16 protein-coding genes and 1 pseudogene are annotated in these 16,280 nt (G+C 45.4%); 6 read left to right on the forward strand and 11 right to left on the reverse strand.

What is annotated here, in order from left to right; genetic code table 11:
* Positions 1-333: 333 nt before the first annotated feature.
* Complete coding sequence (locus MASE_RS19015) at positions 334-888, forward strand: outer membrane beta-barrel protein (RefSeq protein WP_014951327.1); 555 nt, start codon at positions 334-336, stop codon at positions 886-888.
* Positions 889-941: 53 nt separating this feature from the next.
* On the opposite strand, the gene MASE_RS19020 is transcribed toward MASE_RS19015, so the two are convergent.
* The 4 genes from MASE_RS19020 to MASE_RS19035 are packed head-to-tail and all read right to left on the reverse strand — an operon-like array spanning position 942 to position 4,724.
* Complete coding sequence (locus MASE_RS19020) at positions 942-1,178, reverse strand: YheU family protein (protein WP_014951328.1); 237 nt, start codon at positions 1,176-1,178, stop codon at positions 942-944.
* Between the two features lie 48 nt (positions 1,179-1,226).
* Complete coding sequence (locus MASE_RS19025) at positions 1,227-2,261, reverse strand: hydrolase (protein WP_014951329.1); 1,035 nt, start codon at positions 2,259-2,261, stop codon at positions 1,227-1,229.
* A 20-nt stretch (positions 2,262-2,281) separates the two neighbouring features.
* A complete protein-coding gene (locus MASE_RS19030) occupies positions 2,282-2,791 on the reverse strand; it encodes a TIGR02444 family protein (protein ID WP_014977787.1) in 510 nt (169 codons plus the stop codon).
* Positions 2,772-4,724 (reverse strand): ATP-binding cassette domain-containing protein, encoded by a 1,953-nt coding sequence (locus MASE_RS19035; RefSeq protein WP_014951331.1) that lies wholly within the window; start codon positions 4,722-4,724, stop codon positions 2,772-2,774. Before MASE_RS19035 ends, MASE_RS19030 begins: the two co-directional genes overlap by 20 nt.
* A gap of 118 nt (positions 4,725-4,842) precedes the next feature.
* Between MASE_RS19035 and MASE_RS19040 the strand changes: the two genes are divergently transcribed.
* Positions 4,843-5,049, forward strand: a complete 207-nt coding sequence (locus tag MASE_RS19040; protein WP_012520152.1) for a YheV family putative zinc ribbon protein — start codon at positions 4,843-4,845, stop codon at positions 5,047-5,049.
* A gap of 177 nt (positions 5,050-5,226) precedes the next feature.
* On the forward strand, positions 5,227-6,339 hold the full coding sequence (locus MASE_RS19045) for a DUF748 domain-containing protein (protein ID WP_014951332.1): 1,113 nt from the start codon (positions 5,227-5,229) through the stop codon (positions 6,337-6,339).
* 22 nt (positions 6,340-6,361) lie between these two features.
* On the opposite strand, the gene MASE_RS20085 is transcribed toward MASE_RS19045, so the two are convergent.
* The 3 genes from MASE_RS20085 to MASE_RS19055 form a co-directional block, all read right to left on the reverse strand.
* Positions 6,362-6,520: a hypothetical protein gene (locus tag MASE_RS20085; RefSeq protein WP_012520154.1), complete on the reverse strand. Its 159-nt coding sequence runs from the start codon at positions 6,518-6,520 to the stop codon at positions 6,362-6,364.
* Positions 6,521-6,803: 283 nt separating this feature from the next.
* On the reverse strand, positions 6,804-7,052 hold the full coding sequence (locus MASE_RS19050; RefSeq protein ID WP_014951333.1) for a SlyX family protein: 249 nt from the start codon (positions 7,050-7,052) through the stop codon (positions 6,804-6,806).
* Positions 7,053-7,061: 9 nt separating this feature from the next.
* On the reverse strand, positions 7,062-7,994 hold the full coding sequence (locus MASE_RS19055; RefSeq protein ID WP_014951334.1) for a WD40 repeat domain-containing protein: 933 nt from the start codon (positions 7,992-7,994) through the stop codon (positions 7,062-7,064).
* Positions 7,995-8,191: 197 nt separating this feature from the next.
* Here MASE_RS19055 and fkpA point away from each other — a divergent pair, with 197 nt between their 5' ends.
* A complete protein-coding gene (gene fkpA, locus MASE_RS19060) occupies positions 8,192-8,977 on the forward strand; it encodes an FKBP-type peptidyl-prolyl cis-trans isomerase (RefSeq protein ID WP_014951335.1) in 786 nt (261 codons plus the stop codon).
* A 266-nt stretch (positions 8,978-9,243) separates the two neighbouring features.
* On the opposite strand, the gene MASE_RS19065 is transcribed toward fkpA, so the two are convergent.
* Complete coding sequence (locus MASE_RS19065; protein WP_170826521.1) at positions 9,244-9,513, reverse strand: hypothetical protein; 270 nt, start codon at positions 9,511-9,513, stop codon at positions 9,244-9,246.
* A gap of 174 nt (positions 9,514-9,687) precedes the next feature.
* On the opposite strand from MASE_RS19065, the gene greB reads away from it, so the two are divergent.
* Both greB and MASE_RS19075 read left to right on the forward strand, forming a co-directional pair.
* The gene (gene greB / locus MASE_RS19070) at positions 9,688-10,173 is read left to right on the forward strand and encodes a transcription elongation factor GreB (RefSeq protein ID WP_014951337.1); all 486 of its coding nucleotides are present in this window, start codon (positions 9,688-9,690) and stop codon (positions 10,171-10,173) included.
* 178 nt (positions 10,174-10,351) lie between these two features.
* Positions 10,352-12,700, forward strand: a complete 2,349-nt coding sequence (locus MASE_RS19075) for a Tex family protein (RefSeq protein WP_014951338.1) — start codon at positions 10,352-10,354, stop codon at positions 12,698-12,700.
* A gap of 114 nt (positions 12,701-12,814) precedes the next feature.
* Here MASE_RS19075 and MASE_RS19080 read toward each other — a convergent pair whose 3' ends face one another.
* The 3 genes and pseudogenes from MASE_RS19080 to MASE_RS19090 all read right to left on the reverse strand — a co-directional run bounded on the left by MASE_RS19080 (position 12,815) and on the right by MASE_RS19090 (position 16,089).
* A complete protein-coding gene (locus MASE_RS19080; protein ID WP_014951339.1) occupies positions 12,815-14,296 on the reverse strand; it encodes a tryptophan halogenase family protein in 1,482 nt (493 codons plus the stop codon).
* A gap of 16 nt (positions 14,297-14,312) precedes the next feature.
* Entirely contained in the window at positions 14,313-15,347 is a 1,035-nt protein-coding gene (locus MASE_RS19085) for a cupin-like domain-containing protein (RefSeq protein ID WP_014951340.1), read from the reverse strand.
* 11 nt (positions 15,348-15,358) lie between these two features.
* A pseudogene (locus MASE_RS19090) lies at positions 15,359-16,089 on the reverse strand (SapC family protein).
* Between the last annotated feature and the right edge of the window lie 191 nt (positions 16,090-16,280).

Raw genomic sequence — 16,280 nt, forward strand, 5'->3', positions numbered from 1 at the left:
TAAGACATATCAAAATAGTGATTTAGTACGAAGTTGGCAAACGCTTTGCTATTTATCATGTTGATAAATAAATCGGACACTATTTCTTAACGGAAATAATAAAGATGGCATGAAGGCAAGTACGGCTTTGTGTTCATCAACCAAGTAGCCTTTTGCAGTGTGTCGTAAAGCACTGACTTGCAACACGTTTTGCAAACTGTCTAGAGCCATTGTGTAAAGACTAGAACCATTATGAAAAGGTTAGAGCTTTATAGAGTACCTAGAACGTGTTTAAACAACGAAAACGTTTGCGGTGAACAAGGTGGGTTACTGAACATACTAAGGAGTTATCACATGCGTAAATCATTCACACTTATTGCAGCAGCACTAACTGCGGCAACACTTCCTCTTACAGCTATGGCCGACAAGCCTGACTGGCGTTACGTAGAAGGTGGTTACACCAAAATGGACTTTGACGACAATGAGTCTTTTGAACCAGACGGTTTAACCGTTAACGGTAAATACCTATTGAACAGCAACTGGTACCTAAACGGCGAGTATAGCTTCTTTGAAGAGGGCAACTTTGACTTTGATATGCTGACACTAGGTGCGGGTTACCGTTTACCTGTTAACGCGAAAACAGACGCGTATTTTGGTGCCAACTTAGAGCGTATCGACGGTGATGTAAACGATGAAACAGGTTACAGCATTAATGCTGGCCTTCGCTCGATGATCACAGAGCAGGTAGAGCTGGCGGGTGAAGTTGGCTACTACGATGTAGACGATGGTGAAGCGACATTTAGAGTAGGCGCTAACTATTACATCACGCCACAATGGGCTGTGGGTGCAAACTACAGAATCATTGATGATTTAGACATTATGCAGGTAACTGCACGTTACGCGTTTTAAGCCTTCCTCTCCTCAGGTAGGTAGCCGGGTTGCTCGACCCGGCTTTTTTGTGTCTATTGTTCTTCAGCTTCGCTTGGCTCAATATCTTCTTTTCTTTTGATATCTACACTTTCATGAAGCTCTGAATAGACCAGCACCGCCTCACCCGATTTAAGTCTGTTTAACACTTGCTGCACTTTCACATCTAGCGCAACTTCTTCAGCGCCGTAGTCCGTGCCCTCTCGCAGAACAAAAGACTCAGCCAAGCTATAAAGCGTATCGGCTTCTAGCGCGTCAATGGGGATTATCATTCACACTCCTGATAAAAAGCGTTTGGGTAAATTATTAGGACATCAACATTAGCGGCTGACATAACGACACGTAGTATTTACAGGTAAGGCTTCACTTACAAAACGCTTCACCCGTTCGTGCAGCCATACTTTAGGATTTAATATAGAACCTTGCATGAACCCAACGTGACCGCCTCGTTCACTTAGCTCCACGGTAACGTTGCGCGCAAGCTCTTCTTCCTTAGGCACAATTAAGTGATTCATAAAGGGGTCATCAATGCTATGCAATACCAGTGTAGGACAGTGGATCGCGCTTAAAAAGTGATACGCACTACACTTTTCATAGTAGTCTTGAGCGTCTGCAAAGCCGTGAAGCGGCGCTGTGATCTTCTCGTCGAATTGGGTAAAGCTGGTGATCTCTTCCACATCAGTTTTTGTTAGCTGTATAAGCTTGCGATAATCGATGTACTCCATTTTCTTACGCAGCGTATCCTTCATGCTAGTAAGTAAATACTTTTGATATACGCGAGAAAAACCCTGGTTAATTGATTTAGCGCATTCAGAAAGTTTAAGAGGTGAAGAAATGGCAATCGCTGCCTTAAGCCACTTTTGCGCAGGGTTTTCGCCCAACAGTTTCAATAGCATGTTGCCGCCAAGGGAAAAGCCGATGGCCACTTTAGGAATTCGTGGAAATTTATCGTGAAGCCACTCTAAGAAAAAGCTGGGGTCTTCTGTTTCTCCACTGTGATACGCCCGCGCTTTTAAATTTGGCACGCCGCTACAGCCGCGATAGTGCATCATCACCACCTGCCAACCATTCACTGACAATTGAGCCATCATATCGTTCGCGTAATGCGACTTAATGCTGCCTTCTAAACCATGAAACATCACCACGATACCCGATGTTTCCTGCGGTTTTGGCCCCCACGCCACATCGACGAAGTCGTCATCGGGTAATGTGAGACGCTCCATGTCGTAAGACAAAGGCAACCGCTTTTGAATAAAACGCGGCCATATGGTTTGCACATGACGGTTCTTCGCCCACCCTGGCACCTTAAAGCTGCTTTTTATTATCTTTCCATGCGATAGCGCTGATTTACTCATTTTGTTTTCTTATTGTGTTTTTACGATAGTTGGTTAACCACTAGGCTCACTAGTTGGCGCGCCTCGTTGTTGTCTCGCAGTCCGTATGCATTTATAAACGCTGCGATAGACGCGTTAAATACGTTAGACGATACAGATTGCCCTTGCCCCAGATGCGTGACTGGCTGCTCATTGAACGACGCAACAATATCGTGCTGCTGCTGTCTTTCAAGCTCTAGCTCTTGTGCTTTGAGTGCGTCATATTCTGCTTGGTCTCCGCCTTTTTCGGGGCTCGCAGCCTTTCGCCTTGCACGGTGATACTGTAACTTTTCTTCGGTCGCACTTGATGCCGCAATCACTGCCTTAAGCTGTGGCAAATTAATGATGACATTATTCTCTAAACACCAGCAAATCAGCAAGAGAACGTTTACATTAACCTTGTGGTTGTCTTGCAGTAAAAGCGCAAGGGGAGCCATATCACCTTTGGTATAGCGAGAAACGCTATACTCCCAAAACGCGCGGTTTTCGATATTAGGCGTTGGCATTGTCATACTCTTCTCGTTTTAACTCAATTTGCTCTTGGGCATCCAGCCATGCCATCTCTTCTTCCTCAAGCTGTTGCTTAAGTTGAGTTTGCTTGTCGAGTAGGCCCATAAGCTGCGCCTTTTTGTCTTCGCTGTAAAGCGAAGTATCGGCAAGTGACGCTTCCACCTCAGCCAAAGCAGCACCACATTTTTCCATGGCTTTTTCGTGTTTTTCAATGGCTTTTTTAAGTGGCGCAACCCTTTGCCTAAACTCGGCTTCACGGCGTTTTTCTTCTTTACGATCTAATTTGCGTTCCGGCTTACTCTGCGCGCCAGTCTCTTGTTGCTCTTCGTTTTTGGCGTCGCTGTTGGCCTTAGCTTTTTCCGCTGCCTGCTGTTTTAAAATCCAGTCGCGATAGTCGTCCAAGTCGCCTTTAAATGGTTCAACTTCGCCACTGTCTACCAAATAGAAATCCTCACATACCGAGGAGAGTAAGAAGCGGTCGTGCGAGACCAGTACCATGGCGCCTTCAAAACCTTGAAGCGCGATATTTAGCGCATGGCGCATTTCCAAATCTAAGTGGTTGGTAGGCTCATCCAGCAGCAATAAGTTAGGCTTCTGATAAACAATTAACGCCAATACTAAGCGCGCCTTTTCACCGCCCGACATAGGTGCCACGGGCGCTAACGCTTCATCGCCATTAAATCCAAATCCGCCCAGATAGTCGCGAAGTCGCTGCTCGGTGGCTTTTTCGTCAATGCGTTGCAAATGAAGAAGCGGAGTAGCGTTAGCATCTAATGTTTCTAACTGATGCTGAGCAAAGTAACCAATCTTTAAGCCTTTTGCGGTATTAAAGATACCTTGCTTTGGCGCATGCACACCCGCCAATAGTTTGATTAGCGTAGACTTACCCTGCCCGTTTCGACCTAGAAGACCTATTCTGCTGCCAGGTACTAAATTGAGTTTCACCTGTTGCAGCACAATATGGTCGTCGTAACCCAGCTGTATCTTTTCCATTTGCACAAGCGGGTTTGGCAGTGCCGACGGCGGCGCAAAAGAAAAGCTAAATGGGCTTGCCATATGGGCTGGCAACAAGGTTTCCATTTTCTCCAACTGCTTAATACGACTTTGCGCTTGCTTAGCTTTACTCGCTTTAGCTTTAAACCGGGTAATAAACGAATTGAGGTGCGCTACTTTTTGCTGCTGCTTTTCATATTCAATGTTTTGCAAGCGAATACGTTCAGCGCGCTGGGTTTCGTAAGACGAGTAGTTACCGGTGTAGGTGATAAGCTTCTGTTGTTCAACACTGATAATTTGCGCAACCGTGTTGTCGATAAAGGCTTTATCGTGAGAAATCAGCAACAGCGTTCCCGCATAGCGTTGAAGCCATTTCTCTAGCCAAATAACGGCGTCTAAGTCTAAGTGGTTAGTAGGTTCATCAAGCAGCAGTAAGTCTGAAGGACAAAGCAGCGCTTGAGCTAGGTTTAAGCGCATACGCCAGCCACCTGAAAAATCGCTAACTGGTGCGCTTAACTGCACATTGGTAAACCCAAGACCCGACAGAATGGTCGCTGCGCGAGCTTCCACGTCGTATGCTCCCGCTTGCTCGAGCTGCCCGTGAATTTGGCCAATCTTTACACCGTCGCCGCTTTTTTCAGCGGCTTCTAATTGCGCCTGTAGATTACGTAAATGTTTGTCACCGTCCACCACATAGTCTATCGCGGTCCGGTCAGTTGCTGGCGTTTCCTGTGCCACGCTTACAATTCGCCAGTCATTCGGTACGCTGCAGTCGCCAGCATCGACACTTAACTCACTTCTCAGCAGTGCAAAAAGCGTGGACTTTCCGCAGCCGTTGCTGCCAATCAGCGCTACTTTGTGGCCTGGAAAAACCTGCGCCGACGCCTCTTCTAGCAACATTTTGCGACCGCGAAGTAGCGATACATTTGAAAGCTTTATCATGAGTAACCTGTGATGGAACAAACTAGGGCGCGTATAATATCAAAAACTTAAGGTAAAAGCTGATCAACACTTACCATTTCAAGGTATAATAATCGCGAAATTCTCCAAAGGTGTATGTATGTCAAAACGTGTAAAACGCCGCTTTGTTGCAGGGGCTACGTGCCCAAAATGCCAAGAGCTAGATACGATTTCGTTATATTTTGAAAATAACGTAGAAAAGTTGGAGTGCGTTGCGTGTGGATACAATGAAGCGCAAACTGATGAAAAGGTGAGTGCCGCCACACGCTCAAACGAAAATGTGATTGGCATCTTTAAACCGCACTAACATTCCTACCCACGTCTCAGTAAATCTTACCGTTAAGCCTGTGTAACACCTTACAACGCTGTGCTCAGGCTTTTTGCAAACGTCTCTTCATGCCACGCCAACACTGGGTATCCTCATTACTTAACAAAAGAGGTTGCTCAGGCATAATTTTTGTATTTCCTTCGCAAAGGAGTGAATATGAAACATGCTAAAAAACGTGTCTGCTATGTCCTTATAGCCTTGTTGCTTACGCTTATTGCCATAAGACTTTACTTGCCTTACGCCGCAGCGTCATACATCAACACGACGCTGAGTCAGTCAAAAGCGTATAACGGCCGCGTGGGCGATGTAGATTTAATGCTTTGGCGTGGCGCATACAGTTTAGAACACGTTTTGCTTTATAAGGCGAACGGGCAAGTAGATAGACCGCTATTTAAAGCTGACTATGTGGAGTTTACGCTTTCATGGTCACAGCTTTTCAAAGGTGCAGCGGTGGGAAAAGTAATTGTTAATTCCCCCGAGATTAATTTTGTAGACGGCAACACGGAGGAGAGAAGCCAGTCTGGTAAGGATGAAAACTGGTTATCTATCGCCGACCAACTCTTCCCGTTACGCATCGATAAGCTAACTATTAACCAAGGAAAAGTCGCTTTCCACAACCCCGATACTTCTCCGGCTATCGACATTGCGCTTCATGATATTCAGCTTGAAGTGAATAACTTGGTGAATAGCGATAACTTGTCAGACTCACGTGTAGCAACGGCCAAAGCGCAAGGACAAACGGCACAGCAGGGCACGATATCCTTAAACGCTAAACTCAACCCCGCAACAACAGCCCCCACATTTGACGTTGATATTCAAGCTGACAACGTTGGACTAGTGAACTTTAAGAACCTACTTGATACCTACGCACCGTTTGATCTGGAAGCCGGCACACTCACGCTTGCGGCTGAAGTGGCGTCTAATGAAGGGAAAGTAAAAGGCTATATCAAACCCATTTTGCATAATGTGGAGGTATTTTCTTGGAAGGGTGACATTGAACGTGACGGCGATGGTTTTATTGAAGGCAGTATCGAAGCCATTTCCGCGTTTGTCACCGAACTGTTTGAAAACCAAAGCGAAGACCAAATTGCCACACGCATTCCTGTTGAAGGCGATTTATCAAGCCCTGACACCCAAACATGGGAGGCATTTACCGCGATTTTAAAAAATGCATTTATCGAGGCTTTTAACGGCGATGTGGAGAAAAGTATAGAGTTGGATAGACTCGAGCTGGATAAGTTGGAAGCGCCGGAAGGCTCTGAAAATTAAGAGCCCTCGCCGCTGAGCGCGCTTAAATAGTACAGCTATCGCCACAGTCGTTGGCGCCGTCGCGCATACCTTCAATCTCTTGACTCTCTTGCTTGTCTTTTTCAGCCTGTTTCTCTGCTACTGACTGCTCAACAGAGTCAAAATCGATGCTATCAAACGCATCCATATCAAAATCGCTCATAACTCACTCTCTTAAATAGTAAAAAAGGCTTCTTTTTGCTGAAGCCTTTGTATCGGGGCGCAAGTGTAATTCAAATGTATATCCTGGCTAAATGAAGACTTCGCCTAACTCATAACAAGATGAACTAGCGTGATGTTTTTTCAACACTACTGCACATCAACGAAGCGCCTTTGATGTCTTCACAGGCCTCTTCCCACGATGAGCGCCCCGCAATAAGTGTCATCGCCAATGGACGTGATCCAAATGAATACCGCGCTGCAATTATTAGTGCGCTTCAATTATTCTAGTAATGCGGAGGCGGGGTTTCTTCTGACTGCTTAGCAATATTAGACGGCTCGATAGACTTAACGCGGTCAACGACATGGCGTACTTTAAAGGCTAAATCGTCAAGCTGCTTTTGTTGCGAAGACAGCGCATCATTTAGCGCCTCAATGGTGTACTCCTGAAACGCAACTTTAGTTTGAAGCTCTTCGATATAGCTATTCGCGCTATCTATTTGCTGTTGTAAATGCTCAGCGCTTTTATCTGTCATGTAAATTCTCTATCTCTCTCGTTGCCATTCTTCGGCAAGGCCACTACTGCTTATGGACAATATATTATCATTGGGGAGGAAGGCGACGCCATACACAACTGCGGTTGGTGGTGAAACTGACTCTCGTGAAGCAACCTGAATGGATTGCACTTGCTCGCCAGTTTTCAAATCCCACAGGTATACTTTTCTGGCGGGAGAGCCTGTTAATAAAAACTGACCATCTTTGGAAAACTCAACGTCTGTGAAGATTTTCTGACGCGCTGCATATTTGAGGGATGCCACAGGCTGCCCGGTTTGCACATTCCACACTTGCGACTTGCTCTGGCTGTCCGCAGTAAAAGCAAAGCGGCCTTCATCATCAAGCGCTACTTTTGTTACTCGCGTGGGGTGGGTGAATGTATGAATTATTTGCCCAGTGTCAGTGCTCCATAAATACGCTATGTAATCGTTGCCCCCCGTCAATGCGAACTTACCGTTAGGGGAAATATCAATGGAGTTAACCTTTTCTTGATGCCCTAAAAACTCTAGTCGACGCGAAGTACGAGGTTCAAAGTACATAACTTTGCCATTTGAGCGCGCCACCAATATGCCGTTACCATTATTGGTAACCACCACATCTCTAATTGATGACTCGTCAATGCGCCAAAAACCTTCAGGCTCGCCGGTCTCCAGACTCCATAAGGCAAACGCCTCGCGGTCAGCGGTCACAACATAGCTTTTGTCGGCGCTAATGTGCACTGACATGACCAGGTTGTCACCTTCACCTTGGTGGCTCCAGTGATAAAGGGGATCACTTTGTCCAATTCGCCATACGTTTACCCCATTATTCACGCCAGAAACCACCGCTAACGTGCCGTCGGTAGAAATATCTGCGGCATAGGCGCCTTCTTCTACATGACGCCACTGCTGTATTGGCGTAGTATCAGGGACAGAGCATCCCATGGAATTACCTATAAGTACGATGAGTAACGCTATTCTATGGAACATTTGAGGCCTAAACATAATCAAATGGGTTTCGCTTTGTAAACGCTAGGTTTAACATAGCATGGATCACGCATCTTTAACTATCGTGCACACTGCCTTGGATGCAGCAGTATAGACATAGACGCATGATGATAAAAATTTATGGAGACGTTTTTATGCAGAAGTCGCTCGTTGCCTTATCTACTATCGCTGCGCTAGGCCTTTTCGCTTGCCAGCCAAATACATCTGATGAGGCCGCTTCTACAAGCGCTGATAGTGCAAAAACAACTTCTGTTTCAGCAGAAGAAATGACAGATACGCAAAAGCAAGCTTACGCCATGGGCGCAAGCATGGGTTTGTTCGTTAGCAACCGTGCCGAACAACAAGAGCAACTGGGTTTAACATTAGACCAAGATGCGCTACAACAAGGCTTTAAAGACGGTCTAAACGACACCCTTAAGTTTACGCCAGAGCAGATTCAGCAAATCGCTCAACAAGGCGAAGAAGTACTTCGCGCTAAGCAGCAAGAAATGGCGGAACAAGCCGCTGAAAAAAATATTGAAGCAGGCCTAGCTTACCTAGAAGAAAACGGTAAGAAAGAAGGTGTGGTAACTACCGAGTCTGGTCTTCAGTACGAAGTACTTGAAGAAGGCGAGGGTGCAAGCCCAGAAGCGACAGACATGGTTAAAGTTCACTACCGTGGCACCTTGCTAGATGGCACAGAGTTCGACTCATCTTACAAGCGTGGCGAGCCAGCAGAATTTCCACTTAATCGCGTTATTTCTGGTTGGACTGAAGGCGTTCAATTGATGAAAGAAGGCGCAAAGTATCGCTTCCATATCCCATCTGAACTTGCTTATGGTGCGCGTTCTACTGGCGCAATCACGCCAAACTCGACGCTTATCTTTGACGTTGAGTTGCTAGAAGTGGTTAAGCCTGAAGCAGAAGCGCCAACGGAATAAGTTAGTGCTTTAAGAAAAAGAGAAAGCCGACGCATAGCGTCGGCTTTTTTGTTTTAGTGAGTCAGCGTGATCCTTGCTTACCTTTTCCCTACGAGCCAGTGGGTTTTCACCACGCGCGTACCCAAATAGTAAAGTGGGTTATTCAATATGCTTGGTGCCTCGAATTACACTAATAAGCTTAGTCTAAATCGACCAAATTTCACGGTCTATTCCAAGCCTTTTTGGAACAATTTCGCCTTAAAACTTGGTGCTTAAAACAAAAGGTTTTAACGCTGAGGGGCGCGCCGTCTTTCTGTGTGTACCTTAAACGTAGCAAAATGATTTAACAGAGACTGACCCACCTTATACATAGCACAACCTAAAATAAGATATATCACGGTTTGCATACTATTTAAGCGAACAACGATATCAAGCAAGGCATACAACAATAACAGCGCGCCACTTAAAAACAGCATAAAACCGATGATAGTACCGCTGGTTTGGAACGGATCGTTCCCCGACCTTCGACGGTTCAACATTGGTATCCTGTTACGCATTCATTTCCCCTAATGGTTTGACTATTATTTATACTACGACACTAAACGAAAGGTTTATGTTCAATAATTATTCAATCTGGCTCTTTTGTCACTTTTTGACGTACAGAAAGATTGCGTTTTGCCTTATTACCCACATAAAGTAGGGGTAATTAGCTGGATTATTTATAGGACATTGTGAAAACACCGCTTATCACTCGAAAGGGCTACTTAAAGCTTAAACAAGAACTGGATTTCTTGTGGCGTGAAGAACGACCTGAAATTACTCGCAAGGTAACCTGGGCAGCGAGCCTTGGTGACAGAAGCGAGAATGCCGACTACCAGTACAATAAGAAGAAGTTACGGGAAATTGATCGCCGCGTACGCTATCTTCGCAAGTGCTTGGAAAACCTAAAGGTTGTGGACTACGATTCACAGCAAGAGGGTAAGGTCTTCTTTGGTGCCTGGGTTGAAATTGAAAACGAAGCGGGCAAGGTGATGGAACTTAGGCTCGTGGGCTACGACGAAATTTTCGGCCGAAAGGATTACATTTCTATCGACTCTCCGATGGCGCGAGCACTGCTTGGCAAAGAAGAAGACGATGAGTTTGTTGTAAAAACCGAAACGGGCACGAAAGAGTGGTGGATAAACCGTATTTGGTACGACGCAACAGACAAACTGTGAGCACTAATATGCCCTATTTAATCACCCATTTGTAACACAATGATCAGACGACTTCCCCTACACCGCGGTGATATACTCACCGCTCCTATTTTCACTACCGACGCTGTGTATATAAGCCTTTCACACACCGTTTATTCGCCATTGCCTGACGCGAATTTTTAGTATCTTAGAGCGACTTATGATTATCAATAAAATTGCAGATGAACTTAGCGTTCAACCTTCGCAAGTAACTGCCGCTGTTAAACTTCTTGATGAAGGGTCTACCGTACCTTTTATCGCGCGCTACCGAAAAGAAGTGACACAAGGCCTTGATGACACACAGCTGCGTACCTTGGAGCAGCGCTTAACCTACCTGCGAGAGCTTGAAGAGCGCCGCGATGTAATCCTTAAATCTATCGAGGAACAGGGCAAACTAACCGACGAGCTTAAAAGCAGTATCACCAGTGCTGACAGCAAAACTACCTTGGAAGATTTGTACTTACCGTACAAGCCTCGCCGACGCACTAAAGGCCAAATAGCGATTGAAGCAGGCCTTGAACCTCTCGCTGATACCTTATTCTCTACCCCAGATACCGATGCTGAAAGTGCAGCAAGCGAATACGTTAACGCAGATAGTGGCATTGCTGATACTAAAGCAGCATTAGAAGGCGCCCGCTATATCTTAATGGAGCGCTTCGCCGAAGACGCTACACTGCTGGCAAAAGTGCGCAAGTACTTAACTGAAAACGCTTATGTAAAAAGCACGGTTGTATCAGGTAAAGAGCAAGAAGCCGCCAAATATAAAGACTATTTCGAACACAGTGAAAAGTACAAGAACGTACCATCTCACCGCGCGCTGGCGATGTTTAGAGGCCGCAACGAAGGCATGCTACACATTCAGCTAGATGCCGACCCGCAGTCAGAAGACAACGGCCCATCGCATTGCGAACATATTATTGCCAGCCATTACGATATTATGCACCGCGGCCGTGGTGCAGATGACTTCTTAGCTCAAGTTGTACAGTGGACGTGGAAAATCAAAATTGGTTTACACATGGAAACTGAGCTATTCAGCGCCCTTCGTGAGCGCGCTGAAGAGGAAGCCATTGAGGTATTCGCTAAAAACTTAAACGACCTGTTGATGGCTGCACCTGCAGGTGCAAAAACCACTATGGGTTTAGATCCAGGTTTGAGAACCGGCGTTAAGGTAGCGGTCGTAGACAGCACAGGAAAAGTGGTCGCAACCAACACCATATTCCCACATGCACCACAAAACCAGTGGGATAAATCTATTCGTACGCTCACCACGTTGTGCAAGCAATACAAGGTAGATTTGATCAGCATTGGCAACGGTACAGGCTCACGCGAAACCGACAAACTCGTTGGCGAAATGCTCAAGAACAACAGCGAGCTTACTGCACAAAAAATTATGGTCAGTGAAGCGGGTGCATCGGTGTATTCAGCCTCTGAGCTTGCTTCAAAAGAATTGCCTGACCTTGACGTGTCAATCCGCGGCGCAGTGTCTATCGCTCGACGCTTGCAAGACCCGCTGGCAGAGCTGGTTAAAATTGAGCCTAAAGCTATTGGTGTAGGCCAATATCAGCATGACGTAAGCCAAAGCCAGTTGGGCAAGTCGCTAGACCGTGTTATTGAAGACTGTGTAAACGCTGTCGGGGTTGACTTGAACACTGCTTCGCCCGCGCTATTGAGCTACGTATCGGGCTTGAATAAAACTCTAGCGCATAACATTGTTAATTTCAGAGACACCAACGGTGCTTTCCCAGACCGTAAAGCGCTATTGAAAGTAGAACGTTTAGGGCCTAAAGCCTTTGAGCAAGCGGCGGGCTTCCTTCGCATTGTAAACGGCACCAACCCACTTGATGCCTCTGCGGTTCACCCAGAAGCATACCCAGTGGTAGATAAGATTGTTGATACTACCGCTGTTGCAGTTAACGACATCATCGGCAATACCGAGCTGCTAAAAAGCCTGTCGCCAGATACCTTTACCAGCGATGCATTCGGTTTACCAACTGTTAAGGACATTCTAAAAGAGCTGGATAAACCAGGCCGCGATCCCCGTCCAGAGTTTAAGACTGCTGCGTTTAAAGAAGGCGTTGAAACCATCAATGACCTTAAACCAGGCATGATTTTAGAGGGCGTAGTGAGCAACGTGGCGAATTTTGGCGCATTCGTTGATGTAGGTGTACATCAAGATGGACTAGTGCATATTTCAGCACTAACTAACAAGTTTATCTCAGACCCTCGCGAGGTGGTTAAAGCGGGCGATATCGTTAAAGTAAAAGTGCTTGAAGTAGACGTACCGCGCAAGCGTATCTCCTTCACCATGCGCTTAGACGATACACCGAGTCAAAGCAATAATGCAGGCGGCAAACCAGCAGCAGGAAAGCCACAAAGTAAAGGGGCTGGGCGTGCTAACGCAAAAGCAAACCCTCGTTCAAATCAGGGTGGCGGCAATCGCAATAGCCAACCTCAAAATAGCGCTATGGGCAACGCCTTTGCCGATGCCTTTGCTAAAGCGAAAAAGTAAACGGTAGCGCTTAACCGTGACTTTGAAGCAACAAGGCCCTCTTTTTAAAGTGGGCCTTTTTCTTATCTCAGAGCAGTTTGGAGAGCAATTGAAAAGCCGAATGATCGTTCCGCCCTAGGAGCTAGAACAATAATGCTGCAAAAAAGCTTCGTGAGATGGCATATTTTGCAGCCCCTTCTGTACTGCCATCTCTATGCCTTGTAAGAATCTTTGCAGTTCGTGTACGGGCATACCTCTTACACTGGAGTGATAACTTTTAGGTATTATTCCCTGCCCCAGCATAACTTGCGTCCATGAATCGACTCTGAAAAGCTCTCCGTCTTCCTGAAAGGCATGGCCAAACTCTTCAAACAACTGCATACGGTGCTTCAATGTTTCGGGCACTTCCATGTCATGGCAATACTGCCAGAATGGGCTGTCCTTACGATGCGTAGCGTGATAATGGAGAATAATGAAGTCCCTAATTTTAACAATCTCATCAAGTGTTTGACGATTATATTCCTTGGCAATACGTTCGCTGACTCCACTATTAGGAAAGAGTTTTAAAAAGCGAATGACGCCCATTATGATCAGATGAATACTGGTGGACTCCAGAGGCTCTACAAAACCACTCGACAACCCAAGCGCTAGACAATTCTTATTCCACGCCTGAAGGCGTCGGCCAGTTTTAAACTTTATCACTCTAGGTGTGGTGATCGTTTTACCTATTACGTTATCGAGAAGACGTTGTTTAGCATCATCATCTGACAAATATTGACTGCAATAAACCAGTCCATTACCAGTCCGGTGTTGCAGAGGAATCTTCCATTGCCAACCACTGTCATGCGCTATGGCCATTGTAATAGGGCGTGGGGCGCCGACAGATTCAGTTTGCACGGCTATAGCCCTGTCACAGGGCAGCCATTGTGACCAATCTTCGTAGCCTGTTTTCAACGTTTCCTCGATGAGTAAACCTTTGAATCCGGTGCAATCGATAAAGAAGTCACCATGTATTACTTCGCCCGAAGCGAGTTGAAGATACTCTATATAGCCCGTTTCCTTATTTTGGTGAACGTATTCGATCTTTCCTTCTTTTCGAACAACACCTCTTGTTTCACAGTAATCGTGGAGCATCTGGGCATATAGGCTGGAATCCAGGTGATAAGCATACTGAGTATTTGAATTCTGAGAAGTGGCGAATTTATCTTGCTTAGCAGCTTGAAGCTCAAAACAATAGTTTCCAAAATCTTTAACCACTCCTTGTTCTTTGCCATACAGCCAGAAGTGATGGAAGGGTGCGACAAAACTCTCTCGCCCAGTAACGCCAAATGTGTGAATATAAGCATCACCATTTTGGCCCCAGTTTTCAAACTGTATGCCAAGCTTAAAGGTGGCCGACGTCGCCTGCATAAATTCCTTTTCGTCAATACCCAGCAATTTGTGGAATACGCGCATAGGAGGGATAGTGGCTTCGCCAACACCAACTGTTCCAATTTCGTCAGATTCGACCAACGTGATGCTAATTGTAGGACCCATTTGCTTAGCAATTGCTGCCGCCGCTGTCCAACCCGCAGTCCCGCCTCCAGCAATGACGATCTTTTTCACGCTTTTATTCACTATTGTCTCTCTTTTCTTATCTATTCAGTTTGTTTACCAGCATAGCTCGCAGTTGGCGGGATTTTAGTTCATCTAATGGAGAAAGAAGTCCGTGTGATTCAGGAGGTAGGTGCTGAGTAGGTAATAATTCATCGTTAAAAATATAATAGTCGAACACGTGTTTCCAAGCAGCTTTTTCGTGAGCAGGTTTGTCTCGAAGGCTCAAGATAGAATGGTATAAAGCGTTCATTGCTGAGCCCATAAATCGCTCAGCATTGCTCCACCAGTAGTTAACTAAAATATTAAATTTATCCAATCCTTCCACTTGATGCCACCACATGCTGGGGATAAAAATGGCGTCACCAGGCTCTAATTCGGCAGTGATACCTTTTTCTTCAGCCTGTTTAAACTTAGGGTGTTTTTGATAATCAGGGTCGCAAAAATTTACCATAGAGATTGCTTGTCCTCCTGGCGTAGGCGATAAGGGTCCAGGATACAGATTTTCGATTTGATCTGGTGGAAACAATATGAACTTGCGCCGGCCTTTTACTACACATGCCATGTTATCTGATGCATCGTAATGACATTTGGCGATAGACTTATTGCCTATCCAAATGCTCGGAATCGGAGATTCAGAATTAGGTGCTAGTTTCGCAAACGACATATCGAGATCATTTTTTTGGCGAAGGCCGGGGAAACTAGAATCTATAACGTTTGAAGCGATATACACGCTTGGCGGCGCTGAATCCTCAAGATAAGTTATAATTAGGTCTAAGACACCGCCTATATGAGCTTTTTCTTTTTTGAAATTGAGTTGGGTTGCATTGTCGTTATACCCGTACTGCCCAGCGAGCCCAGCTTCCCCAAAGTAGGTCAGGGTAGGCCGACCATTGTAGAAAGCTTTCAGGTACTCCGCGGCGGCGATATCGGAGTGTAGGCTTTTTTTTACAAGTTCCCAGTGATTAACAAGCCCCCTGAGGACTATAGGTTCGTCGTAACTATTCAAATCGTCTGGTATGTTTCCCGATTTGCTGGGACGAAGTTCTCTCGCTTTTCGAGTAATAGGTCTCATCTTTTAAAATACTATTGTGAGAGATAAAGATTTTTGAGGTTTATAAGCTTTCTTACATTTGTCATAGATGCCACCACTGCGAAGGCAAGTTGTAAGTAACCGGATTTACTTAACGCCTGCAATTCGCTACCTGTCAATGCTGCGAGTCTTTCTTCATGAATAGTATAGTTACCACTTAACCTTCGCTTTTCACCATTGTTTAATTCAAATTCAATATTGACAGGCTCTATAAGATCTAACGCTAAAAATTGTTTAAACATATCGCTTTGGATTTCCAAACCACTATCTATAACCGACAAACACGATGATATATGGTTCAAATATGGGCTATTTCCTCCATGAGTTAGGAAAAGCGATTGTCCTTCACTGTTACTCACTTTAGGGTGATCCATATCAATGTGTATAACAGCATTTTTTTCTTCGCTGTGACTTGGTTGTTGAAAGCCAATTAGAAAAGGCCCTTTATTAAGGACTGCGGGTACGTAATCAGCCTTCCACCCCGATGGATAAGAGGCGTCTAAAAACAAGTTTTCGTTTTTTCCAGACCCAGTAATACTACACATTGATAACCGTCGAATTCGCCATCTCGACGGAAAAAAATAGGATAGTGTTTTTGTAGTTCAATGAATTCAGATGGGAAAGCTAAAACACTAGCCTGATCATCACCATACCGTGCGGCGTAGTGAGTAATAACTTTTGTATCTTTGTGATTGACGTTGTTTAACAGCACGTGTTTTGTCATCTGTCTCCCCTTAATCACATGGTCTGAATGCACCCAATGTGATTGCTGTGAAAGCCTTTTATATTGCCCACAACAACACTAAAATAAAACATGTAATACACACATTCAGACAATTAAAAAGGCCGCTGTACCGCGGCTATAAATAGCTATTTGCGCTGGCAAGCTATTGTTGCCAGCGCTTGAAACAACTC

This window comes from Alteromonas macleodii ATCC 27126, from assembly GCF_000172635.2.
GTDB lineage: Bacteria > Pseudomonadota > Gammaproteobacteria > Enterobacterales > Alteromonadaceae > Alteromonas > Alteromonas macleodii.